The organism is Arthrobacter sp. UC242_113 (assembly GCF_044054585.1).
Lineage (GTDB): Bacteria > Actinomycetota > Actinomycetes > Actinomycetales > Micrococcaceae > Arthrobacter.
The window spans coordinates 1-24,241 of sequence record NZ_CP171971.1 but is presented as its reverse complement, the minus strand read 5'-3'; the positions used below and the strand labels follow the sequence as shown (position 1 = coordinate 24,241).

General features: G+C 60.6%; 21 protein-coding genes and 1 pseudogene. 12 read left to right on the top strand and 10 right to left on the bottom strand.

From position 1 onward, the window contains the following. Positions 1-15: 15 nt before the first annotated feature. Positions 16-555, bottom strand: coding sequence for a hypothetical protein (locus tag ACHMXB_RS21295; RefSeq protein WP_395405556.1), 540 nt, complete (start codon positions 553-555; stop codon positions 16-18). 482 nt (positions 556-1,037) lie between these two features. Then, on the bottom strand, positions 1,038-1,691 hold the full coding sequence (locus tag ACHMXB_RS21290; RefSeq protein WP_395405626.1) for a helix-turn-helix domain-containing protein: 654 nt from the start codon (positions 1,689-1,691) through the stop codon (positions 1,038-1,040). A 46-nt stretch (positions 1,692-1,737) separates the two neighbouring features. On the opposite strand from ACHMXB_RS21290, the gene ACHMXB_RS21285 reads away from it, so the two are divergent. Beyond that, positions 1,738-2,214 carry a hypothetical protein gene (locus ACHMXB_RS21285; protein WP_395405642.1) on the top strand — a complete coding sequence of 159 codons (477 nt, stop codon included), beginning with the start codon at positions 1,738-1,740 and terminating at the stop codon, positions 2,212-2,214. 473 nt (positions 2,215-2,687) lie between these two features. Here the strand turns inward: ACHMXB_RS21285 and ACHMXB_RS21280 are convergent, their stop codons facing one another. The 3 genes from ACHMXB_RS21280 to ACHMXB_RS21270 form a co-directional block, all read right to left on the bottom strand. Beyond that, positions 2,688-4,844, bottom strand: a complete 2,157-nt coding sequence (locus tag ACHMXB_RS21280) for a glycogen debranching N-terminal domain-containing protein (RefSeq protein WP_395405554.1) — start codon at positions 4,842-4,844, stop codon at positions 2,688-2,690. Positions 4,845-5,100: 256 nt separating this feature from the next. Next, the gene (locus ACHMXB_RS21275; RefSeq protein WP_395405552.1) at positions 5,101-6,582 is read right to left on the bottom strand and encodes a CynX/NimT family MFS transporter; all 1,482 of its coding nucleotides are present in this window, start codon (positions 6,580-6,582) and stop codon (positions 5,101-5,103) included. 11 nt (positions 6,583-6,593) lie between these two features. Then, positions 6,594-8,111, bottom strand: coding sequence for a CoA-acylating methylmalonate-semialdehyde dehydrogenase (locus ACHMXB_RS21270; protein WP_395405550.1), 1,518 nt, complete (start codon positions 8,109-8,111; stop codon positions 6,594-6,596). 125 nt (positions 8,112-8,236) lie between these two features. Between ACHMXB_RS21270 and ACHMXB_RS21265 the strand changes: the two genes are divergently transcribed. From ACHMXB_RS21265 to ACHMXB_RS21250, 4 genes and pseudogenes are all read left to right on the top strand, one after another. Beyond that, positions 8,237-8,944 (top strand): GntR family transcriptional regulator, encoded by a 708-nt coding sequence (locus tag ACHMXB_RS21265; protein ID WP_395405548.1) that lies wholly within the window; start codon positions 8,237-8,239, stop codon positions 8,942-8,944. A gap of 77 nt (positions 8,945-9,021) precedes the next feature. Next, positions 9,022-10,026, top strand: a complete 1,005-nt coding sequence (locus ACHMXB_RS21260) for a phosphotransferase (RefSeq protein ID WP_395405546.1) — start codon at positions 9,022-9,024, stop codon at positions 10,024-10,026. A gap of 22 nt (positions 10,027-10,048) precedes the next feature. Beyond that, positions 10,049-11,414: pseudogene (locus ACHMXB_RS21255) on the top strand (aspartate aminotransferase family protein). 67 nt (positions 11,415-11,481) lie between these two features. Further along, positions 11,482-12,546: a proline racemase family protein gene (locus ACHMXB_RS21250; RefSeq protein WP_395405545.1), complete on the top strand. Its 1,065-nt coding sequence runs from the start codon at positions 11,482-11,484 to the stop codon at positions 12,544-12,546. Positions 12,547-12,887: 341 nt separating this feature from the next. Here the strand turns inward: ACHMXB_RS21250 and ACHMXB_RS21245 are convergent, their stop codons facing one another. Together ACHMXB_RS21245 and ACHMXB_RS21240 are read right to left on the bottom strand one after the other, a co-directional pair. Further along, a complete protein-coding gene (locus ACHMXB_RS21245; protein WP_395405543.1) occupies positions 12,888-14,066 on the bottom strand; it encodes a CynX/NimT family MFS transporter in 1,179 nt (392 codons plus the stop codon). A gap of 167 nt (positions 14,067-14,233) precedes the next feature. Continuing rightward, the gene (locus tag ACHMXB_RS21240) at positions 14,234-14,845 is read right to left on the bottom strand and encodes a short chain dehydrogenase (protein ID WP_395405541.1); all 612 of its coding nucleotides are present in this window, start codon (positions 14,843-14,845) and stop codon (positions 14,234-14,236) included. 407 nt (positions 14,846-15,252) lie between these two features. Here ACHMXB_RS21240 and ACHMXB_RS21235 point away from each other — a divergent pair, with 407 nt between their 5' ends. From ACHMXB_RS21235 to aroA, 7 genes are all read left to right on the top strand, one after another. Beyond that, positions 15,253-16,092 carry a transporter substrate-binding domain-containing protein gene (locus ACHMXB_RS21235; RefSeq protein ID WP_395405539.1) on the top strand — a complete coding sequence of 280 codons (840 nt, stop codon included), beginning with the start codon at positions 15,253-15,255 and terminating at the stop codon, positions 16,090-16,092. Positions 16,093-16,103: 11 nt separating this feature from the next. After that, positions 16,104-16,838: an amino acid ABC transporter permease gene (locus ACHMXB_RS21230; RefSeq protein WP_395405537.1), complete on the top strand. Its 735-nt coding sequence runs from the start codon at positions 16,104-16,106 to the stop codon at positions 16,836-16,838. Beyond that, positions 16,838-17,647: an amino acid ABC transporter ATP-binding protein gene (locus ACHMXB_RS21225; protein ID WP_395405535.1), complete on the top strand. Its 810-nt coding sequence runs from the start codon at positions 16,838-16,840 to the stop codon at positions 17,645-17,647. Before ACHMXB_RS21230 ends, ACHMXB_RS21225 begins: the two co-directional genes overlap by 1 nt. 64 nt (positions 17,648-17,711) lie before the next feature. Continuing rightward, positions 17,712-18,614, top strand: a complete 903-nt coding sequence (locus tag ACHMXB_RS21220) for a dihydrodipicolinate synthase family protein (protein WP_395405533.1) — start codon at positions 17,712-17,714, stop codon at positions 18,612-18,614. Positions 18,615-18,763: 149 nt separating this feature from the next. Continuing rightward, complete coding sequence (locus tag ACHMXB_RS21215; protein WP_395405531.1) at positions 18,764-19,486, top strand: GntR family transcriptional regulator; 723 nt, start codon at positions 18,764-18,766, stop codon at positions 19,484-19,486. Positions 19,487-19,521: 35 nt separating this feature from the next. Next, on the top strand, positions 19,522-19,800 hold the full coding sequence (locus tag ACHMXB_RS21210; protein ID WP_395405529.1) for a hypothetical protein: 279 nt from the start codon (positions 19,522-19,524) through the stop codon (positions 19,798-19,800). Between the two features lie 121 nt (positions 19,801-19,921). Beyond that, complete coding sequence (aroA, locus tag ACHMXB_RS21205) at positions 19,922-21,163, top strand: 3-phosphoshikimate 1-carboxyvinyltransferase (RefSeq protein ID WP_395405527.1); 1,242 nt, start codon at positions 19,922-19,924, stop codon at positions 21,161-21,163. Positions 21,164-21,308: 145 nt separating this feature from the next. Here the strand turns inward: aroA and ACHMXB_RS21200 are convergent, their stop codons facing one another. The 3 genes from ACHMXB_RS21200 to istA all read right to left on the bottom strand — a co-directional run bounded on the left by ACHMXB_RS21200 (position 21,309) and on the right by istA (position 24,105). Beyond that, positions 21,309-21,935 carry a GntR family transcriptional regulator gene (locus tag ACHMXB_RS21200; RefSeq protein ID WP_395405525.1) on the bottom strand — a complete coding sequence of 209 codons (627 nt, stop codon included), beginning with the start codon at positions 21,933-21,935 and terminating at the stop codon, positions 21,309-21,311. 179 nt (positions 21,936-22,114) lie between these two features. Continuing rightward, positions 22,115-22,873 (bottom strand): IS21-like element helper ATPase IstB, encoded by a 759-nt coding sequence (istB, locus tag ACHMXB_RS21195; protein WP_395405523.1) that lies wholly within the window; start codon positions 22,871-22,873, stop codon positions 22,115-22,117. After that, a complete protein-coding gene (istA, locus tag ACHMXB_RS21190; RefSeq protein WP_395405521.1) occupies positions 22,870-24,105 on the bottom strand; it encodes an IS21 family transposase in 1,236 nt (411 codons plus the stop codon). The genes istB and istA overlap by 4 nt, the downstream gene beginning before the upstream one ends. Positions 24,106-24,241 lie beyond the last annotated feature (136 nt).

Genomic DNA, 24,241 nt, shown 5'->3' with positions numbered 1-24,241 from the left:
CCCGTGGCCCTGTTTTCAGTTGGCAAAACTGGCCCTATTTTCGGTTGGCGTTAACACCGAACCTTGTCTGGAGTCCTTGAGAGCTTCTGCGCTGGATTGGCCCATACCCAAATGAGGGCGGCTGTCCCACCGGTTGGCCCTGATGGCCCTGTCCAACTCATCAATCAAGCTGGGTGGAAAATAATCGACAACCCAAATGCCTGGGATGGATACGTGTTCCTCGTCCGGCAAATTGAGCGGCTCATCCCATGCGCGCCCTCCTACGGCGATCATGCGCTTAACTTCGTTGAGTTGGACCAGATAGTTGCTCATGTAATAGAAGCGCCGCCGCCAGCTGGCCGGCAGTCTCTTCCCAAGCCATGAGTACTGAAAGAACCGCAGGAGATTGTAGGCCGGGTCGTACCAACGTCGTCCGTGGCCCACGGACTTGAATGACTGCTGAACCTCTTCATCGCTTTCGCCGGAAGCGATGCCGGTGTCCGGTCCGGGAGTCTCTGCCGGAGATGGGGGCATTCGCTGATCAGCGAAGCTGTCGGGATTGTCGCTGTCCGACACTTGGGGCCTGCTCTCGATAATTCGTGGGGTCCCTAATGCGGTCCCGTGACATTCCCATCCTTCCAGTCGGGGAGGCTTGCTTAGATAAAGGCCGATACCCGGATGGGGTTTGCCCCCTTGAAGGGTGCCACAACTTCTAGGCTCGTCCGGTCTCGTAACCCTTGAGATACGAGACGTCGCACGGAGCAGGCGACAGCCTTTTACGGCACTGGTCCAACCTCGCGGCGATGGGCAAGTTGAACCACAGACGGGATTCTTATAACTGCGTCGCATATCCTTCTGGTTGAATCGTCGGCGAGTTCATCCTTAGTTATGAGACGGAGCAGCTCGCGGCGAAGCTGATTGGCGAGCACGCATGTCCACTCAGCATCAGTCGAGCGGGCGCCAGGCGCCGGACCTCTGACCCGGCGTGATCAGATCAGTGAAGATTTTGTATTCGAGTCGCTACCTCTTGACGAGGCGAACATCAGAGGGGCTTTGGGTTAGCTCCACTCCTCTTTGATGTCCATAACGGTCCCGTCTCCGTCTATTTCACCCGTGCCGAATTGGCAGAATGAGCGCGGCGACGTGACGACCCTGATGGGTACTTCACCATCACCTTTGCCTGTGATCAAGTACAAGCCTTCTACCGGGCACGCAACCTTCCTGGTCCACCTGTGGGGTCCCCAGGACAGCTGTATTGAATATTCGGTACCAGCGTCCTGAGGTGTGGGCTTCACCCTTATCCAGACAGGTCCTCGGTACTCCTCCGCCCAGGAGTGGAAGTGTTCAGTCGCGGGCCAATCGGCATCCCAAGGCGACCATGTGCGCTGCCGTAGTGCCACTACTGACATATGGATCCAGGACTCCCCGCCGTATAGCTGGTCCAGCTTCTCGCTCGTAGCTTCATCGGGGAGTTTCTTGCCAGTTTCGAATTTGGAAAGAAGAGATTTCGACGCAATATGCGTGCACGCATGTTCTTGGAGGGCTTCCATGTCTCGGAGGGTCCATCCTCGACTTTTCCTCATCTTCCGCATTGCCTGGCCAAGTTCCGTGGCGGATGAAGCCAAGGGACCGTCTCGTGATTCGCGCACAGCTTCCTCCGTCTTCACATTGTCTTCGTTTTGTCTCCATTTCAAGTGTAGAGCCGTCGACATCGGAAGCTTGAGAGGACCGATGCACGCTCGCCCCAGAAAGAAGGGAATGACATACATGAAGCTAGGAAAAATAGCGGCAGTGGCAGTTTCAGTGGGAGCAACAACAGCCGTATTGGCGATGGCTGGAGCTCCTGTTGCTTCGGCCTCGGCATCGACGACCATAGCCGACCAGCTTGCTGGAAGTGACCCAAGGGACGCTACAAACTGTGGGGAGTACACCTGCACGACCTACTACAACCGGACAAGCACGAGAGTCTGGGCTGAGGACCTTCCGCCGATCCTGGAAACGACAGATGCACTGTCCGGTATTTTCTGTGGTGCTCTGACGGGGCGATTCCACTGGCTCGCTGGAATAGCTGCCGGCCTAGGTTGCGATCTTGCTTCGAAGACGGACCTTCATGAGGTCGCTTTCCAAGCACAACTCGCTCAGGCAGCGAATGGCTGTCTGGAGATCGAAAAGGCGGATGGCAAGATCATTCGCATCGGCTACACCACGCATGACGATTGGTGCGGAGGCAGTTAAGGCCATCGACCAGGTAATCAGATAAAGCAGGGCGGAGAGTGCGTCGCACTCTCCGCCCTGCTCGTTGGCGAAATTTTAACATCAATGCCCCACAGGCAGGGCGCGTTGCGTCCCGACTGAGCCAAGTATGTGAGTCGTAGCGACGGTATGTGTCACACCACAGTCTGCAAGGGGGTGTCAGGTTGGGGTCTTAGAGTTTCTCAGGCCATTGTCAAAGAAGGAAGAATCAAACTCTATTCTGACGAATCTTGGCCACTAACCTGACGTCAGGTTGGGGTGTAGTTCAACCTATCAGTGTCCGCTGACTAATTGCCGCGGAAGTCGTGGGACCAGCTTCGTCTGACCGACGCCACAGGGATTTCCTTGTGATGGCGCGACCACGCCGACCACACATACGCGTCTCATCACCAAAGCCCCTTCTGCTTGCAGAACCGCCATGGAATGAAAACGCTGAGGATCCCTCGATGTCCCGTCTACGCTTTTCGGTGCTGGCGCGCTTGCTCCACAAGTTCGGCCATCCATGGCCGGTGCCCCTTTTGCAGTTGTATCCTTTGAGGCAGTCCTTGGACGGAGGGGACGGAATTGGCAATATCGATGGTGATCCTGCCATCGGCCAGAGGTGCGTTGGTGATGTGCAGGTCTCCGTAGGACTCCGGGAGTACGGGATCCATCCAAATGCCACCGCGGGAAACATGGGTGTCATAGCGCATCAGGCTCGTCACCAAGTGGATGGGTGTGGTCGCTGCCCACGCTTGAGGCGAGCAGGCAGTCGGATACGGGACGGGCTCGGGGAATTGATTCCGGCTAAACCCGCAGAAAAGTTCCGGCAGGCGGCCGTCAGAATATTCGGCGGCCTCTAGCAGAGCGGTGGAGATCCTCTGCGCTTCGGGCACGAAGCCGTAGCGCAACAGTCCCGCCATGATGATCGCGTTGTCATGGGGCCAGACGGAACCGTTGTGGTAGCTCGCCGGGTTGTAGGCACCCATGTTGCTGGCCAAGGTGCGCACCCCCCAGCCGCTAAACATCTCCGGCGACATCAAGCGTTCGGCCACCTGCGGTGCCTTGTCCTCGTCCACAAGCCCGGTCCATAGGCAGTGGCCCATATTCGAGGCGCATGCGTCGACTTGCCGCTTCCTTCCATCTAGGGCGACAGCGTAGTATCCCCGTTCGGGGATCCAGAACTGCTCGTTGAACTGTTTTTTCAACTGCCCCGCCTGGTCAGCGAGTTCCTCTGCTAAAAGCGCGTCACCGGCATCGTATGCCATCCATGCCCGAGCCATGTAAGCGTGATAGACATACGCTTGTACCTCACAGAGCGCTATGGGCGGCTCGGCCAGGGTTCCGTCGGCAAAGTTGATCGCGTCCCAGGAGTCCTTCCAGCCTTGGTTGATGAGCCCCTGAGGATTGAGACGCTGGTACTCTACGAAGCCGTCGCCGTCCTTGTCGCCGTAATCCCGGATCCACTCCAGTGCGCGGTCCGCATGAGGCAGCAGCGCAGCGATGGTCTCCTTAGCGAATCCCCACCGGCTGACCGATGCGAGCACCAGCACGAACAGAGGGGACGCATCGACGCTTCCGTAGTACGTTGACTTGCCGCCTAGGGACAACCCGGTGGTGACATCGAGCCTTACCTCATGCAGGATCTTGCCCGGTTCCTCCTCGCTCATCGGATCCACCACGCTTCCCTGACGGTCCGCCAGCGTTTGCAGGGTGCCCAACGCCAAGGAGGGGTCCACGGGAAGTGCCATTTCGGAGGCCAGCAGCGAGTCTCGGCCGAACAGAGTCATGAACCAAGGTGCGCCCGCGGCAACCACCACGCGGTCGGGGTGGTTTGGATCCTCGATACGAAGTGCCCCAAGGTCGTCGTAGCTGCGGCGCAGGGTCCGTTCGATGGACCGGTTTCCCATACGCAACACCGGAATTTTGGCCACCCATTCCCGCCGGCGTCGGTCCATGGGGGACAATCCGTCTCCGGCAGGATGGACGAACGAGCCGTCCGGGTTGGCTCCCTCGGTGCTTGGGACCACAGTCAGGGCGGCGCTCCAGTGACCGTGCGGCTGGACGGCGAAACGGTAGACGAGGGCGTCTGGCCTAATCTCCGCTCCGAGGGCTTGGACGGTAACCCCCTTCCGGACGTTCCGCCAGCGGGCCCAGATGGTGAGTGAATCGCTGTCGACATGGCGGGTTTCGTCCCAACGTCGCTGGATTCGTGCTTCTTTCACTTCGAAGAGGTCCGCGAAATCTGCCTCGACTTTCACGGCAATCACGCAGTCGACAGTGTTAGGGGAGTAATTGCGGACAGTGATTTGTTCCTGGATGCCTGTGCCAACTTCGCGCAGCCGCTCTACGATCCGTGGGCTGTCCGCATACCCGTCCATCCGCGATAGTCGCCCAGCAAAAAGTGCCCGGTACGGCTCCTTCGTCTGGGCCGCCAGCGCCTCAAGCGCCTGACCGTTAATCGTGAGACTCCACCCTGAGAGGATGCGGGTGTCGTGTACGAAGACCCCATGGGGATGTTCTGGCCGGATATCCCCGTTCTGCAAGGAGATGCAGAATGATGACCCCTCCACCAACGTGACAGCCCCAGCTCCAATCGAGCCAGCCGCGGTATCAGCATTCCATCCAGCCATACCCGGCTCCTCCACAATTCTGACCAACGCACTTGGCCAAATTGCGGACCCAAGCGCTAGCCACCCCACCGCCCTTTCCTCCCGACGCTACGCCGGTCCCTTCCCGGGCACCAGAGGAAGCTTCTGTTGGTGATTGGCCGAACAGCACGTCGACTCAGAAAGGCAGAAGATAGAAGGAAGTGGCAGCCAGGCCTCGGTGCGGACTGATCGAAATGGGTCGGGCACACTCATGTAGCCTGCTTCAAGCAGTCGACTTTCAATGAGAATCATCAGATGAAGACTCATCGCGACTGGTAGGCGCGCGTTTTTCACCAGCAATTTGGCAGAACAGTTGGTTGTGGCTGGCCCAGGTGGTTCTCGGTTCATCGAGCTGCCGTCGACGGCTGGACCTGCGCGCGAAGATTCTCCCGTCACCGAAACCCGCGTCCTTGCCCGTCTCGAGCTTTCCTTCGCACTGCAAGCACCTGTCTAACTCATCTTCGATGGTGCGGGGGGCCGTAGCGATCACTGCCATTACCGTCATGGGCAGGACTAAGAGGATGAGGAAGATGAGCGGCGCCTCCCAGCCGCCTGACACATCATGCAAAACACCGACCATGAAGGGCCCCGGGGCGGCCAGGAGGTAGCCCGCGCCCTGGGCGAAGCCGGAGAGGATGGACACTCCGTGCGTTGTTCGGCAGCGGAGGGCAATCAGTGTCGTAATCACTGGAAAGTTCACTGTGCTCAGAGAGAGGAGCACGGCCCAGAGCCAGGGCAACGTTTCAGGAACGAGCAACAGGCCGAGATAGCCAGCAATCATGCCAGAACCCGTGACGATCATGAGTCCCACTGGACGTCGTCTACGTGCCGCCAGAGCAGGAAAAAGGAAAGCCAAGGGAATACCGACAATGGTTGTCAGACCCAGCAACAACCCGGCATCGAAAGCGGACAGACCCGCGCTCACGAACACACTCGGCAGCCATCCAAAAATTGCATACGCATGAATTGACTGCAGTCCCAGGAACACGGCCATGATCCAGCCCAGCCGTGTTCGCAGTAATTGCCTGACCCCGGCGGCCGGCCCTTGCCGGCCACCTCCCTTAATGCTGGAGTCCGCGTCCTTGGCGATCGCCCGGTGGACAATCAGCCAAGGAATGACGGCCAGGCCGGCTGTTAGTCCCCATATCCCCAGCCCAAAACGCCAACCTTGATCGACCGTGAAGAGTGCGGCGACCGGCGCCGTCACTACGCCGGCAGCCGCGACTCCAATCGTCAGGCTAACTCCGTATGCCGCATTGAGCAGCCCTAGCCGATGCGGGAAATGGTGCTTCACCAAGGTCGGCAGCAGAACATTGGCGGCCGCTACGCCGCCAAGCGCGCCGACACTGGCGAGGACGAAAACTAGGCCAGAATCCGTCAGGGCACGCGCCGCTTGGCCGGCCGTCATGATGAAAAGGCTGGCAAGCAACGTCCTGTGTAACCCAAACCTTCTTGCGACCCAGGGAGATGCCAGGCCAACGAGGGCGAAGCACAGCAATGGCAGCGTGGTCATGAAGCTGGCCGCAGGGCCCGATAGATGCAGCGAAACCCTGACCGCCCCCAGCTCCGCGCCCAAGGCAACGGCAGCCGGCCTCAGGTTGAACGCAGCACAAAGGATGGCCGCAATCAGAACGGAGGCATTGACTTGCACGGGGGTCGGTGTACGAGATTCCGCCGGTGGCTTTGCTGGCTCCACAACAGTGATTGCGTGCTCGCCCATCGTTGACATGTCTAGTTGTTTGTCGGGAAGCCCAGGTTAATTCCCCCGTGGGAGGGATCCAGCCACCGCTGAGTGACCGCTTTGGCCCGCGTGAAGAATCGGACACCTTCTTCGCCGTAAGCGTGTGTGTCACCGAACAGCGATGCCTTCCATCCCCCGAAGGAGTGATATGCCACAGGCACGGGAATGGGCACATTGATGCCGACCATGCCCACCTCCACCTCCTGCTGGAAGCGGCGCGCAGCACCACCGTCATTGGTGAAGATCGCCGTGCCGTTACCGTAGGGGTTTGAGTTGATCAGGTCCAGGCCCTCTTCATACGTCTCGACCCGGACGATGGACAGGATGGGACCAAAGACTTCGTCGTCATAAACCGGCATGCCCGGGCGAACCCGGTCAAAGAGCGTGGGCCCCAGCCAAAAGCCGTTTTCCGTGCTCTGGCCGTCCGGCGTTTGCTGAGCAACCGGATGCTCACGGCCGTCCACCGCCAAATCTGCCCCGGCTGCAACACCTGCCGGAATATAGGAGGTGACCTTGTCGCGGTGTGCACTCGTGACCAGGGGCCCCATATCGGAAGTAGCGGAGTTTCCAGGCCCGACGGAAATATCGGCCATCCGCTGCTGGATCTTCTTACTGAGTTCGTCACCTACCGGTTCAACGGCCACCAGGGCGGAGATTGCCATGCACCGCTCACCGGCCGATCCGAAGCCAGCATTGATGGCAGCGTCCGCTGCAAGGTCAAGGTCGGCGTCTGGCAGGACGAGCATGTGGTTCTTCGCACCACCAAGTGCCTGGACGCGCTTTCCGTGCCTGGTCCCCGTTTCGTAGACGTACTGGGCGATGGGAGTGGAGCCAACGAAGGAGACTGACTTGATGTCGGGATGTTCGAGGAGCCTGTCGACCGCAACCTTATCGCCCTGAACGACGTTGAAAACGCCGTCCGGAAGCCCGGCTTTCTTCCAAAGTTCAGCCATGAAGAGGGCTGCGGAAGGGTCCTTTTCGCTGGGCTTGAGTACAACGGTATTTCCGGTCGCAATGGCTATGGGGAAGAACCACAGCGGAACCATTGCGGGGAAGTTGAATGGTGAGATGATCGCGACAGGGCCAAGGGGCTGCCGAATCGAGTAGACGTCGATACCGGTGGAAACCTGGTTGTTGTAGCCGCCCTTTAGGGCCTGCGGGATACCGCACGCGTATTCGACGACCTCAATCCCACGTGCAACCTCGCCGAGCGCATCAGAGTGCACCTTTCCATGCTCGGACACGATCATCGCCGCCAGGTCATCGCGGTGGGCTTCGAGAAGCTCGCGGAAGGCAAAAAGTACTCTTACTCTCCGGGAGATGGAAACGTCCCGCCACTGCTTGAACGCAGCAACGGCCGAGTCCACGGCAACGTCCACTTCTGCAGCCGATGCGAAATCCACCTTTCCCGTTACTTGGCCGGTAGAAGGATCAGTTACATGCCCCTGCCGTTCAGAGGGACCCCGCCAGAGACGTCCGCCGATCCAGTGCGTGAGGTGCTTGCCCATGTGTGCGCTTCTTTCCTTGGAATCCGGGAGGTTGAACGACACTCCCTCGAATGATTATTGCTGATTGACGACAATTAGCAATGCCGATATTGTAGGGGGACATAAGCAGAAAGGGCTACCCCCTAATGACGAAGATGTTGATCAAGCCTGTCGCCCAGCAATCGGTAGAAGGCCAGACGCTCAACTCACTGCGCGAGTTCATACTTTCCGGTGCCCTGGCTCCCGGAACGCGGCTTACCGAAGTTGCACTGGCCGAAAGCATCGGCGTCGCCAGGGCGACGCTGAGGACCGGGCTCGCACGGCTGGCCGATGAAGGGCTAGTGGTCAGGACCCCTTACAGTGGCTGGCACGTGGCGGAGCTGACGGCTGACGACGTGCGTGAGCTTTGGACTCTGCGCGGCGGACTTGAGAGCGTGGCGGCGCGCATCGTGGCGGAACAGTCCGACCCCGATGCAAGGCAGCTAATAACGGATGCCTACCAGGATCTGCTGGATGCGTGCGAAAGCGGGGACGTGGAGCGGATGAGCGAAAGCGATTTCAGGTTCCACGTTGCTGTCATCGATGCTACGGGCCACTCCCGACTCAAGCGCCACTACGACCTGGTAGCCCAACAAGTGCGGCTTTATATCCGGACAAGCAACGCAAGCGTGGCCACCGGCCCTCAGGACATCCTTGATCAGCATGCCCCGATCTACGAGTCGCTCATGACAGGGAGCCCGGCCGAGGCGGCACACCACGCGTGGCTTCACAACGCCAGCGAAGGGCAGCGGCTCCTCGACTGGATGGCGAACCAGCAGGAAGACACTACCGCCGACGGCAGAAAGGCGCCCTGATGCAGCCCGCAAATGTCTCCCTTGAGCAGCTTGGACTCAGTACTGAGTCAGGCGGTTTGGCAGCAGACTACATAAAAATGGACGAGCACGAGGCCGTGCGTCATGTGCGACAGCTCTGGGGACTGCATACGAAGGCCCGGCGGCTAGCCACTGAGAAAGACGACACTTTTGCTCTCGAAGACGAAGCCGGGTCCAAGTTCGTCGTCAAGGTCTCAAACCCGTCAGAGGATGAAAGCGAGATAGGTTTCGAGGTCAGCCTTCTCCAGCATGTTGCCGCAGAAGGATCCGTCCCGGTGCCGGCGTTACTGCCATCGTGGGACGGTGAAACTCTTGTAACTTTCCTGGACGACGCTGGCCAGCTGCGCCGTGCACGCATCATGAGCCTGATCCCGGGGATTGCCCTGGACTCCACAGACTCCAGCCCGGTCGAGCGGGAAAAGGTCGGAGAGGTCCTTGCCCGACTGCGAGGAGCAACCGCTTCCTTCAGCCACCCCGCCGAGCACCGGCTCTTGGTGTGGGATGTTCGGCATGCAGGCGCACTGAACCCCCTTTTGGATGAGGTCCGCATTCCATGGCAGAGGGAGCTGCTGGAAGAAGGACTTGGCCGGTTCGCGGACATCGCCGGGCGACTGGAAGGCCTCCGCAGCCAGGTCCTGCACAATGACTTCAGCAAATCGAACATCTTTGTTGAGCACGGCCACCCGGACTTCGTACGGGGCATTATCGACTTCGGCGACGCCGTGCATACAGCCATCGCCGTTGATGTCTCCACTGCCCTCTTAAACCAGCTACCGCGGTTTGCAACAGATGAGCCTGCTTTTGACCTGTTCGGCCCTGGCCGGGACTTGCTGCGCGGCTACCTCAGGCACGCTGACCTGACGCCTGAGGAATTCAGCATCATTCCCCATCTCGTCATGGGACGGGTGGTGTCCAGAGCCCTGATCACCCTTCACCGGGCCGCCCTCTTCCCGGGGAACTCCACCTACATTCTGCGAAACACCGAGCAGGGCTGGAACCAGCTCAAATGGTTCCTGGCGAGATCGCCCGAACAGGTATCGCAAACACTTATGGGAAACGCCTAACCGACCATCAGTAAGGACCAGCATGACAACGTCACCAACCCGCCCACGCGGCAAGATGAACAACTCGTTCAGTCCCGAAAGCCTCATGAACCTGCCGGAGGATGCACGTGAACTGGTTGAGCGCCGGGAACGACTGCTCGGCCCGGCATACCGCCTCTTCTATAACGAGCCGGTACATTTCAGCAGGGGCAAGGGCGCCCGCCTGTGGGATGCCCACGGCACCGAGTACCTGGACGCTTACAACAACGTGGTATCCGTCGGCCATGCCAACCCCAGGGTCAACGCTGCTGTAGCAGAACAAATGGAAACGCTGTGCACGCACACCCGATACCTGTCTGAAGGAGTCCTCAACTACGCCGAGAACCTTCTCGGAACCATGGGCGGGCACGGGCGCCACATGATGTTCACCTGCACCGGGTCCGAGGCCAATGACCTGGCTCTCCGGATCGCCCAGCACCACACGGGAAACCGCGGCATCATCGTCACCTCAGAGGCCTATCACGGAAACTCCCACCTGACGGCAGGGTTTTCTCCCTCCCTGGGTGAATACTCACCCTTGGGTGAATGGGTCCGCACGGTTCCTACTCCCGATTCCTACCGCATCCCAAGCGAGGAACTCGGTGAGGCATTCGTTGAACATGTCCGAGAACAGATCAGGGACCTCCAAAGGCACGGCCAAGGCCTGGCAGCGTTCGTCGTCGATTCGCTCTTCACCTCCGACGGAATCTACTCACAGCCCACCAACTTTCTGGCCAAGGCCGCCGAGGTCGTGCGCGAAGCCGGAGGCCTCTTCGTCGCAGACGAGGTCCAGTGCGGCTTCGGCCGCACCGGCGAGGCAATGTGGGGCTACCAGCGCCACGGATTCGAGCCTGACATCATCACCCTGGGCAAGCCCATGGGAAACGGGTACCCGGTGGCCGGCATCGCTGTGGACCACAACGTGGTCAGCACGTTCGGCTACGACATGCGCTATTTCAATACTTTTGGCGGCAATAACGTGGCGATGGCCGCCGCGCAGGCAACCCTGGACGTCATTCAGGATGACGGCCTCGTCGACAACAGCTTGCGCGTGGGCAACATCATCCGGGAGGGCCTGGAAGATCTGGCGGAACGTTTCGAGTGCATCGGTGATGTGCGCGGATCCGGCCTCTACCTGGGTGCAGAGATTGTCAGCAACCGCGACACCAAAACTCCCGACGGTCCCACCGCCACCGCCATCGTCAATGGCCTCAGGGAACGCAAGGTACTGATTTCCGCGACGGGCGTGAACGCGAACGTACTCAAAATCCGTCCCCCCGCTGGTCTTCTCCAACGACGACGCAGCCCGGCTCCTGTCGACGCTGCAACAAGTACTGGCCGACAATTCCTCCGGACGCAGCACCAACTGATTCAAAAAGCCCAACCTGCCCACAAGACTCATCATCAGTCACCCCTCAACGAGAAAGACGGTGCCAAATGCGCTGGAACAAAACGCTCACAGTTGTTGATTGTCATGCCGGGGGAGAAAGCGGCCAGGTCGTCACCGGCGGGGTGATCGACGTTCCCGGCAAGACCGCGTTCGACAAGCGGGTCTACCTCCAGGACCACATGGATGATCTGCGAAAAATGATCCTCTTTGAACCCCGAGGCGCCGCCCACCACAACGCCAACATCATCCTGCCGTCGAACAACCCCGAAGCGCAGATGGCATATGTAATCCTCGAATCAACCGAATACCCGGCCATGTCCGGATCGAACACCATGTGCGTAGCAACCGTACTCCTGGAAACAGGCATCATTCCGATGCAGGAACCAGTTACCCGGCTGGTCCTCGAGTCGCCCGCCGGGCTCATCAGTGTCGAGTGCCGCTGTAAAGATGGAAAAGTCGAAGAGGTCCGGTTCATCAACCAGCCGGCCTTCGCCTACCACCTCGACCAAAAGATCACGGTGGAAGGAATCGGCGAAATCAGCATCGACGTCGCCTACGGCGGAATGACCTACGCCCTCGTGGACGCCCACTCCCTGGGCTTCAAACTGGATCCTGCGGAAGCACGTGATCTTTGCACACTCGGAATGAAGATCAAGCGTGCAGCCGCCGAGCAGCTCCCCGTCGTGCACCCCGAAAACCCCGCCATCCCCGGCATCACCCAGACACAGTTCACCGGCCCCCTCGAAAGGAACGGCGCCACCCTCACCTCACGCAACGCAGTCATCTGCTCCCCGGGCCGGACAGACCGCTCCCCATGTGGGACCGGAACGTCCGCCCGCCTGGCAGTCCTGCATGCCAAAGGCCTGATCAAGCCCGGGGAGGAGTTCACCCATGAATCCATCATCGGCAGCAAGTTCAGCAGCTCGATTGTCAAGACGGCAAGGGTGGGCGACTACAACGCAGTGATCCCGACCGTAGCCGGAACCGCATGGATCACCGGCGTCTACCAAATGGGCATGGACCCGTCCGATCCGTTCCCCCAGGGATTCACCCTGGGCGACACCTGGCTCGGCATCGCAGGCGACCCCGTACTGACTGCAGCCGACAGCTGAACCCGCTAGGTGATAAGCCTATGGTTCAGGGCTCCTCCCCTTGGAATGATCTTCCAAGGCGGAGGAGCCCTACGCTATGCCTGAACCCGTCACTGCCCGGATCCAGAAAGGGGGCCTGCAGACGTTCCAGCCCCCTCGCACCCTGACTGGCAGTCCCATTGGAACGCTCCGTGCGTTCCGTACCCGCCGGGACCTTCAATGAGCAGCCCAGCTAACCGAGAAGCGGGAGACCCGGACATCGTCCGCTCTGGCGAGGGTTTCTGCCCGAGCCTGCGGGCGCAGGTGAGCCGGCCCGGACTTGCGAGGGCCAAGTTGCGCGGAAGGGTACGGCGGCACTTGCCTCACCGGCCCCGCGACACCTTCCTGACAGAGAGGGTAGTGCTGACGAAAAAGGTCAGCACTGCGGCGAGGATGACCAGCAGCGCGGGCCTCCACGATCCTGACACGTCATGGACGAACCCCACCAGCGGCGGGGCAGCCGCGGCGAGGCAATATCCCAGGCCCTGCACGGTCGCGGACACCCGCCCGGCTGAGGCCTGGTTCTGGGCGAGCTTGATGACCGCGATAAAGATGATTGTGATGCCGCCGCCCTGGGCAATGCCTCCGAACACCGACCACAGCCACCACAGCTGCGGCAACAGCAGCAGCCCGGCCGGAACGGCCGTCCACAACAGGCCCAGGGTGACAGCCACTGTCGTCGTACTTCTGTATTTGGCTGCGAACGGCACACCAAGACCGCCCACGATTGCCAGGATCTGGAAGATGGACGAGCCCGCACCCGCCTCCGCGGCTGACATGCCGAGCTCATCGTGCAGGTAGGTGGGCAGCCAGGCGGTCACGCCATAGTACGAGAAGGCCTGGCCGCCGAATCCTGCCGTCAGACCAAAGATGATCCAGCCAGAACCCGCCACCGGGGTGAGTTTGGCGCCGCCGGGTTCCTCGGCACATACCGTGAAAGCGTGGCGGGGACCCACCGCAAGAGTCCAGGCCACAATGGCGGCCACGGCCAGGACGGCAATCGAAGCCAGGGCTGCCCGCCATCCTGCCCAATCGGCCAACGGCGCCATGGTGACTGAGGCCAGGAACGAGCCGATGTTCAGCGCGGCGGTATAGATGCCCATGGCCGTGCCCTGCCGCAGCGGGGAAAAGTCCCGGCGGATGATCAGCGGCACGGCGATATTTCCTACCGTGATGGCCACTCCGATGACCACCGTCCCCAAAACCACCAGGGCCGGTCCGCCGGCCGACCGCACCAGGACCCCCGCAAGCACCCCGAGGATGGTGAGGGTTACCGCGAACTCGGCCCCTAACCTCCGGGCTGCCAGTGCCGCAAGCGGCGAAGCCAGCGAGAAGCACAGCACAGGGATGCTGGTGAGCAAGCCCAGCAGCACCGGCGAGAAGGACAGCTCCTGTTGCATCGGTCCCACCACGGGCGCCACAGCAACGAACGGGCCGCGCAGGTTCAGTGCCAGCAGGCCGATGCAGACGAGCAGGATCCAGCTGCCGGGAATTCTGGACATTATCGGCCTACTCATCGGCAACAACAGGAAGGAGGAACGTTTCGTCATTTCATTGCTATCTCGCGCCGCTCCCGACGGGTTTCGGGCGTCACGCCCTGGCTTACTGTGGACCGGATCCGGCCGCATAACACCACTGAGGACCGGGTCGTGAGGATGTACAGAGCCTTCTATGAAGTCCCGTCAAACAGCCGATAAATCATACCGGTCTCTGCCCCTTCAATGGACCGTACGTACGCGTTGGCTACCCGCTTGGCTGTTACGGGCTCGACACCCGGAAACATATGGCCTGCCTTGCCAACGGACTCCGCAAGCAACGTCGGGCTGACAGCATTTATCCGCAACGGAGGCACCTCGAGAGCGGCGGCACGCACAAAGGCCTCCACCGCACCGTTGGCCGCTGCAGCAGCAGACGCCGTCACCACGGGGTAGGTGGCAAGGACTCCGGTGATGAGTGTGAAGGAGCCTCTTCCGGTCACATACTGCAAACCCCTTCGGACCAACTCGATCTGCCCTAAGGCCTTGTCACCCAGGCTCGACCGGTAGTCGCCATAGGAAAGGGAACTGAGCGTTCCATACTTAACATGCCCGCCGGCGCAGGCGACAGCATCCACGGCGCCCACATCTTGGAACAGCCGCTCAATGGAATCGGCATCGGTGATGTCCACCGGGTGACTAGGGTCCTTTCGGCTCGCGCCAACCACCTCATGGCCACGTCCTCGAAGCGTCGCCTTTACAGCCGAACCGATTGTTCCCTTATCTCCAATGAGAAGAACCTTCATCGGGGACCACCGCCCAGCTGAAAGGCTGACGGCTGCAGTGAGCCACTCCCTTTATGGGTCAGTGCCGGCGAGGACATCTCCGTGGTTGCAAGAGCATCCTTCGAAGTTCCCCGCATGCGACGAACGCTGGTGAACTGCGGGCCGCCATGGTCGATATGGGACATGCGTAGGCTCCTTTCTCAAGCGCTGCGGGCGGCGCAGCGCGGCGCAGGGGTGGGGGCTTTCCACCGTCAGGGGGAGGCAAGTAACCGGTAAATGTTTTTTGGTGCGACCCATTGACATTGCTTCGGCCCAGTCCTAACTTTGAGTCCACAGACGCTTTTTGTCAAACAAACGACAATCAGCAATCAGGGACTCCACTGCTCATGATTCTCATCGAGCGACCTGATGTTGGAGGAAGAATGGCAATGACCAAACCCACCAAATATTCCCTCGCTGCAATTGGCCTGGTGATTCTCGCCCTGCTCAGCGGCTATTTTGGCGCCGGTATGCGGGGACAGAGTGCCTCGGCCAGCGGAAGCGCCCAGGGCGCCTGGATTGACACCATCAAGAAGAACGGGGAGCTGCGCGTTGGTGTTGCAACGTCGCCGCCGATGACCGTGGAGAAGGACGGCAAGCTTGGCGGCCCGAACCTGATCCCGTTGCAGCGCCTCGCCGACGAACTCGGAGTAAAGCTGACCACCGTGCCCGCCTCATGGGGCAACATCGTCTCCGGTCTCCAAGCGAACCGTTACGACGTCGCAGCGAACCTGAATTCGACCCTTCAGCGGGCTGTCGCCATCCAGTTCAGCGAACCCGTCTACCAATACCCCGCAGTCTTCCTGGTAGCGGCGAACTCGCCGTTCAAGACGGCCGAGGACGTTCTTGCAAAGAAGCAGCCAGTGGCCAGCCCGGCAGGAACCGCAGAAGGGGCAGCCGCCAAGAAAGCCGGCGCCGAAGTCCTGGAGGTTCCCGACTGGACCAATGCCTTCCAGTCACTGCAGGCCGGCCGGGTCTCCGCAGTGTTCGCTGACCTCGGCACAGCCCAGTCTCAGGCCCAGAAGGACAAGGCGTTCAAGATCATCGTTCCGGAACACTCGATCTACCAAGGCGCCGCGGCCTACGGCCTCCCGGCCAACATCGACCCCCGTTCCCTGGACCTGGTCAATCTCGCAATCTTCAACGCCCAGCTCAGCGGCGACCTGGACCGGGCCTACGAGGAAGTCGGCTACCTGACCGTTGACAAGCTCGGCAGCCTCAGGAAGTAACGGAGAAAACCGTGAACAATTACAACTTCGACTGGGGGCTTGTGTGGGGATCGCTGCCGGACCTCTTGGGAGGCCTGGCCACGACAATCCAGCTGGCGGTTCTCACCATCGTCCTGTCGATGATCCTGGCAATCCCGCTCGCACTGGCACGCATGGCGAAGATCGAAATCGTCAGATGGGTAGCCCAGGGCTACATCGAGATCTTCCGCTGCACCCCCATGCTCGTCCAGCTTTTCTGGATCTTCTATGCACTCCCGGCGCTGACAGGCATAACCATCCCCGGTTACTGGTCAGCTCTGATCGCACTGACAGCAAACCTGACCGCCTTCATGGCCGAGGCCTACCGCAGCGGATTCCAATCCGTACCCGTGGAGCAGGTCGAAGCCGCCCAAATGCTCCGCCTGAGCCGTGTGCAGCAACTCCGCTACATCATTGTTCCCCAGGCCCTGCGTCAGCAGACACCGGTGATCCTGTCCCTGAACATCTCGATGTTCAAAGATACGGCCCTTGTTTCAACCATCGCCGTAGCTGATCTGATGTTCCGGTCCAACGTCATCGCCACTCAGTCCTACAAGGCGCTTGAAGTGTTTACCACTGCAGCCATCATCTACTTTGTGATCGCTTTCCCCGTTTCGCTGATAACCAGCCATCTGGAGCGGCGAAGCCTGCAGCCACCCAAACCAAAGCCCTTCAAGTCAGGTACTGCGTCACCCTCTAATCCGATCGTCCCCGAAGGAGTCCGCTGATGACTGCCACTGCAGGCCACCAATCCATGGCCAGTATGTGCGAGGCCCAGACCGCCGGGCAGCATCACCTTGTCTCGGCCAGGGGACTGCGCAAGACCTTCCACGAAAACAAGGTGCTCGACAACGTCGACTTTGATGTGGACTCCGGCGAGGTTGTAACGATCATCGGCCGAAGCGGTTCTGGCAAATCCACTCTGCTTCGAGTCATTGCCGGCCTCACGGAACCCGATGACGGCGACGTGTGCCTCGACGGGCGGCTGGTGCGCAGCAAGGGACAGCGGACCGACGAATGGAATGCCGGGGCGTCCCTGGTTGGCATGGTTTTCCAGAGCTACACGCTCTGGCCGCACATGAACGTCTACGACAACCTCACCCTTGCCCCGCGCAAGGTGCTCAACATGTCCAAGTCCGAGGCCACAGACCGTGCCGACATTGCCCTCAAGGAAGTCGGCATGCAGGAATTCATGAAGGCCAACGTGAGTCAGCTGTCAGGTGGCCAGCGTCAGCGTGTCGCGATCGCCCGGGCACTCATGATGCGCCCGCGGCTGATTCTCTGCGACGAAATCACGTCGGCGCTCGACCCACCCGTGGCGGCAGAGGTCCTTGGGGTCCTCACCCGGCTGAAGAACGAAGAAGGCCTTGCCATCTGTCTTGTTACGCACGACATGGCCTTCGCTGCCAAGGCAGCGGACCGCGTCGTTTTCTTCTCCGAAGGAGTCATCAAGGTCAACGCCACACCCCACGAGGCATTCGAAGAATGCGGCAACGCGGAACTGAAGTCCTTCGTGGACGCCGTGCGATTCGGATGAGCCACAAAACCACACAAGCCAAAAATCACCTAAACAAACAGTTCAACAAAGGGAGAACACACACATGACCACCGCAACTGAACTCCGAGGAATGCTCGTTGCACTCGTAACGCCCTTCACCCCGGACGCATCCGAAATCGACTACCCGGCACTGACAACCCACATCAACAACCTCATCGAAGCCGGCATCCACGGCCTCGTCCCCAACGGAAGCACAGGCGAATTTACAGCCCTGACCTTCGATGAGCGTCTGGCCGTCGTTGAAGCCTGCGTCAAGGCCGCCGACGGCCGGGTTCCGGTCATCGCCGGAACCGGAGCGCTCACGACCCAGGAAACACTCCAGTACAGCAAGCATGCAGCTGAAGTGGGCGCTGCCGGTGTAATGATCGTCCCCCCGTTCTACGATTCGGTAAATGTTGACGAGCTTCGCACGCTCCTGAAGGAAGTTCATGATGTCAGCGGCTTGCCCATCATGTACTACAACATCCCTTCAGCCAGCGGGCTCACCCTCACCGCCCAGGAGCTGGCTGACCTTTCCGAGGTTCCCGGTGTGGAGTACATCAAGGACACATCCGGCAACGCCGATGCCCTGACTGAACTCCTCGTCAAGCATTCCGACCGCATCACTACGTTCAATGGCTGGGACACGCTGACCTTCGTTGGCATCGCGAGCGGAGCCAAGGGTTCAGTGTGGGGCGCCATCAACATCTTCCCCGAGCTCGCCGTGGACCTGTGGAACGCCATCGCTGTCCGCAAAGATCTCGATGAAGGCAGGGCTATCTGGGCCAAGCTATGGCCAATTGTGGATTACATCGACAACTTCAACTACGCCGCCGGAATCAAGGCCGGCATGAACCTTGTTGGTCGACCTGCCGGCCCCGTTCGCGCACCTTTCAAGCCTCTGGCTGAAAATGACCTGAAGCCTCTCGCGGAACTGCTGAAGCAAGCAGGCCTGTCCGTCCACTAGTCCGGGCGACCAAAGCGACTGCGGGTTCCCGGCGCGGCGGTCCTGATTGGGAGAGAATAATCCCAACAGGACCGCCGCAGCACTCGAAAATTTCATGTGATTGCCCGGCGGTAATGCCGAGAACGTATGCAGGCAAAGGGACTGATGACATGACAAATGATCCATGGCTGTTGACTCAAGAACCGGCGAAGCTCGACGGCCTCGTCCCGGTAACAACATCTACTCGAAGTGACGAAGCGACCCGAACGATCAGACAAGCGCTCCTAACCGGCAAACTTGCGCCCGGTCAGAGGGTCAAGGAAGTCGACTTGGCTGCAGTTCTGAACGTAAGCCGGCAAACAGCCCGGGAAGCTATGGGCGAACTTATCCATGAAGGCACACTCGTCCGTGTCCCATACAAAGGTGTGCGGGTCGCAGAAATCACGCCACAGGATGTTTTGGATGTTTCCGAGATCCGCCTTTACCTTGAGACCTTGGCGGCGCTCCGCATCGCAGCACAACCGGACCGGTCCGGCCTGCAACGGCTGAAGGAAGCTCTCGAGATTCACTTGTCCGCTTTGGACAGCGGCGACGTCGTCAGTGCCGACCTCACGCACTTGGATTTTCACCGCACCATGTATGAAGCCGCAGGGAACCCGCTCCTGGTAAAGATCTGGCCACTTGTCGCTGCCAGAATCCAGATGGCGATAAGCCTCGACCAGTCCGTCAGACAGGACGCTGAACGTGACCGCGAGCTGCACCAGCGTCTTTACGACACGATTGCTGCAGGTGACCCGGAAGCCATCAGAGCAGAGGTTAAGTACCACGTGCAGGACGCGGCGACGGAAATCGCCCCCAGCATGGACAAGTCGAAGGGTAAACCTCCGGCCTGACCACCAGATTATGGAGCAACCAGGAGACGGATCCATTGAAAAGGCCGCACACACGATACGAGGACTACAACATTCGGTGCGATGAATGGTTCGGGCTAGTGGGCCTGGAGGTCATGGTCTGCCGCCCCGGCAGGGAGACCCTGTGGGGGATGCTTGACTCCGCGACCTATGACTCCTCGATCGCTTGGGTAACCACTACTGAATACGGCCGGGTCCTGATCGACAAGTCCCTGAGCGACGAAGTCCGGCTCGACGAAAGGGACCACATGCTGCTCCTGATTTCAGGGCTGCTGCCGGTATGGACCAGGGTTTAGAGAGGGACGGCACGCATCCGGGCCCTTATCGGACCAACGCCAACAGCGGTCGGTGGCCTTGGAGCGGGGCCAGCACGGCCGATCACGTAGACTCTTTGGAGCTTCGCTCGAAAGGATCACCATGGAAACTGATCGACTAGTGATCCCAGGATCGAAAAGCATCACCAACCGGGCTTTGCTTTTGGCTGCCGCAGCGAAGGGCACGTCGGTCCTGGTGAGACCATTGGTCAGCGCCGATACCTCAGCATTCAAAACTGCAATTCAGGCCCTCGGTGCCAACGTCTCAGCCGACGGTGACAATTGGGTCGTTGAAGGCCTGGGTCAGGCACCCCACCTCGACGCCGACATCTGGTGCGAGGATGCAGGTACCGTGGCCCGGTTCCTCCCTCCATTCGTCGCCGCAGGACAGGGGAAGTTCACCGTCGACGGAAGCGAGCAGCTGCGGCGGCGCCCGCTTCGGCCCCTGGTCGACGGCATCCGCCACCTGGGCGCCCGCGTCTCCTCCGAGCAGCTGCCCCTAACAATTGAAGCGAGCGGGCTGGCAGGCGGGGAGTACGAAATTGAAGCCCATCAGAGCAGCCAGTTCGCCTCCGGCCTGATCATGGCCGCCCCGTACGCGCGACAAGGCCTGCGTGTGCGGATACCAAATCCCGTGAGCCAGCCCTACCTCACGATGACACTGCGGATGATGAGGGACTTCGGCCTTGAGACCAGCACCGACGGAGCCACCGTCAGCGTCCCTCCCGGGCGCTACACAGCCCGGCGGTATGAAATTGAACCGGACGCGTCAACTGCGTCGTACTTCGCCGCCGCTTCCGCCGTCTCTGGCCGAAGCTTCGAATTCCAGGGCCTTGGCACAGACAGCATCCAAGGCGACACGTCATTCTTCAATGTACTTGGGCGGCTCGGTGCAGAGGTCCACTGGGCACCCAACTCGGTCACCATATCCGGACCGGAAAGGCTGAACGGCGACATTGAAGTGGATATGGGCGAGATATCGGACACCTTCATGACACTCGCGGCGATTGCCCCTCTAGCCGATGGACCCATCACGATAACCAACATTGGCCATGCACGGTTGAAGGAATCCGACCGCATCTCGGCGATGGAAACCAACCTGCGAACGCTCGGTGTACAAACCGACGTCGGACACGACTGGATGCGAATCTACCCCTCTACCCCGCACGGCGGCAGAGTCAATTGCCACCGGGACCACAGGATCGCCATGGCGTTTTCAATCCTGGGACTGCGAGTGGACGGGATTACCCTCGACGACCCTCAATGTGTCGGGAAGACCTTTCCTGGCTTCTTCGACTACCTTGGACGCCTTTTCCCCGAAAAGGCGCTTACGCTCCCCGGCTAGTGACTTCCTCTCCGGCGGACGCTAGGCATCGGAAAACGAATCCTGACATGACCGACCTCCTCGCGTCACGGCGTGTCTGCCGGTACCCAAGCATTCTGCCTTAGCCGCTTCCGCGGCCCCTTATGCTTTCTGGTTGTCCAGATTTTCATCCGGGATGTTGCCTGACCTTGAGCAGGGCAATCAGCTGTTCAGCACTGTCAATGGTGTGGGCCCTGAAGGCGGCTTCGATGGCTGCCACGTCGGCGGCTCTCATCGCTGTCACGACACGCAGATGCGCTTCATAGGCACGTTCAGGATCCGCCCTCGTCGCCTGATCCTGAGCCAAGGCAATAGTTAGATGTGCCTCCGTTGGCGGCCAGAGCCGAAGCAATAAGGAGTTTTCCGAGGCCACCCAGATTCCCCGGTGGAAGGCGATATGGGCTTCATGCTGAACTATGGGGTCCGGATGGAAAGTGACCTTTTCATACTCTGCCCAGACCGCTTCAACCAACTGCATCCGGCGGCCGGTCGAATCGTCAAGAATCGACCCGACCGCCAGCATGTCCAATGCCATCCGTGTCCGGGCGATGTCCATGATCGCCGCGGGCTCCAGGCTGGCCACCCTCAGCCCGCGGTAGGGCACCTGTAGCAGTAAGCCCTCCTGCGCAAGCTGGGCCAAGGCTTCACGGATGGTCGGCCGGCTGACACTCAACATCGAAGACAGTTCGACCTCAGTCAGCTTGTCGCCCGGCCTGATGGATCCAGCCACCACGGCGCGACGTATCTCATTCATGACAGCGTCCCGCCGTGAGACTGAAGCGACGGGGGAAAGACCCCGCGCGCCCCAAAGAGTTGGGTCAGCTTCCTGCATATGCCGCACCGCCTGCGTGTTCGATCGTGATTGCCTGTGTTAACGCCAACCGAAAATAGGGCCAGTTTTGCCAACTGAAAACAGGGCCACGGGTTGCTGTTCTATTGTGCCTTGAGCTGGGTTCTTGTCTTGTTCCGGAGCCGGTAGCTGCTACCGGTGAGGTTCAGGACTTCTGCGTGGTGAACGATCCGGTCGATCATCGCCGAGGCCACTGTCGCGTCGCTGAAGACCTCACCCCACCTACTGAAGGCGAGGTTGCTGGTAAGCACCAGGGAGGCGTGTTCATAGCGGGATGAGACCAGCTGGAAGAACAGGTTGGCCGAGTCTTGGTCGAAAGGGATGTAACCGACTTCGTCAACGATGAGCAGCTTGTAACGGCGCAACTTGGCCAGTTCCTGGGGTAGCCGTCCGCGGTCGTGGGCTTCGGCCAGTCTCGATACCCACCCGGTCGCTGTGTCGAACAGGACGCGATGCCCGGCGCGTGCGGCCCGGATTCCGATCCCGACGGCCAGATGGGTTTTCCCGGTGCCGGGCGGGCCGAGTAGGACTACGTTCTTTGCTTCTTCCAGAAAGACCCCAGTGCCCAGATGAGCGACGAGGTTCCGGTCCGCGGCAGGCTGGTGGTCGAAGTTGAACTCTTCCAGCAATTTGTGTCCGGGGAACCTCGCGGCCCTGATCCGCAGGGCGGCCCCGGAGGCTTCGCGTTCGGCGACCTCGCGGGAGAGGACGGCGGCGAGGTATTCCTCGTGTGACCAGCCTGCTTCCCGTGCCCGGTCGCCGAGGGATCGGTAGCCGTCGGCGATTCGTGGGGCGCGCAGTGCACGGGCGTAGTAGTCGATGTCCTTCACCGCCCCGTTCACCGTCCTGCCCCGGAGAGCTCGCGGGCGTCGTCGGGGATGGCGACGCCAAAAAGTTCGTCATAGATCGACAGGTCCCGTTCCTCCACCACCGTGGACCGTCCGGCCTTGACGCTGCGGTGGATCCGTCGGAGGTAGGCGGCCTTGTCCACGTGCCCGGGGTCAGTGAAGATCTGGTGTCTGGCCCACCGCCGCTCGTGGCTGGCAAGCAACCGGCCGTCGGCGCTCACCGTCACCTTTTCCAGGTCTGCTTCGACGTCCACGATCCGCCCGATCGCTCCCGGGTCCACGGAATAGTCGTTGGAGAAGACCCGCACGTAGTAGTCCCGTGGCAGCCGGACGCTGCTGCGGAAAGCGAACTCGGGCGCCACCGGCGTCAACGGGCGCATCGCTTCCCTGTCGCGGACCATGAGCTCGGCCGGGCGGCCGTGCCGGGTCCGGGAGTATCGGGCGTTCGCCCGCGGCAGCCAGTCCGCGAGCTGGTCGTTGAAATCCAGCGGGGACGCGAACGTCCGGCCGGGCATGAAGCCCTGGCGGAAGTAACGGTTCATCCGCTCCACGATGCCCTTGGATTCTGGATCCCGTGGCGGCAACTGCCGGATCTCGCAGCCCAGCACGCCGGCGAACGCCGCCGCCGGCTCGGTCAGCCGCCCCTGGCCGATCCCTGATTCGTTGTCCCAGACCAGCTGCTTGGGCACTGCACCGGCCTCCTGCAGCAGCGACCACATCCCGCCCAGCAGATCAAAGGTCGTGCGGGTCGGCAGCATCCTGGCCTGGATGTATCCGGAGAACGCGCTCGTCATCACCAACACCGGGGGCTTGCCCTCCTGCCCGTGACCCAGCGGCAACGGCTCATGGGGAAACCACAAATCGCACTGCATCGCCTGGCCCGGTTCATGGACCAGCCGGTCCACCGGATCCGCCGGCATATACTCGGGCCGGAGTCCACGGACCTTGTCCCGAAACAAGGACGCAGAGCCCGTCCAGCCGACGCGTTCGGCCAGTACCGAGGCCGGTATCGTCGGCGTCTGCACCAACAAGGCCCGCACCTGCGGCGCGTAAGCATCGAAGCTCGAACCAGTCGGCTTCCGCTCATACTTCGGCGGCCGCTCCGCCTCCAACGCTCGGTCCACCGTTCCCCGGGAAACCCCGAGCTGTTTAGCCAGCTCCCTCTTGGAGATTTTCTCCGTCGCGTATCGGTGGCGTATCTGCGCCCAAACATCCAATGTGATCACCTTCCATAATGGTCAGTGGCCTCATTTTCAGTTGGCGTATTTGGCCCTATTTTCGGCTGGCGTCAACAGCCTGACACATTACAGCCTTCGGCTTGGCGAAATTTCACCCAAAGAAGGCAAGAATCCAAGGAGAGGA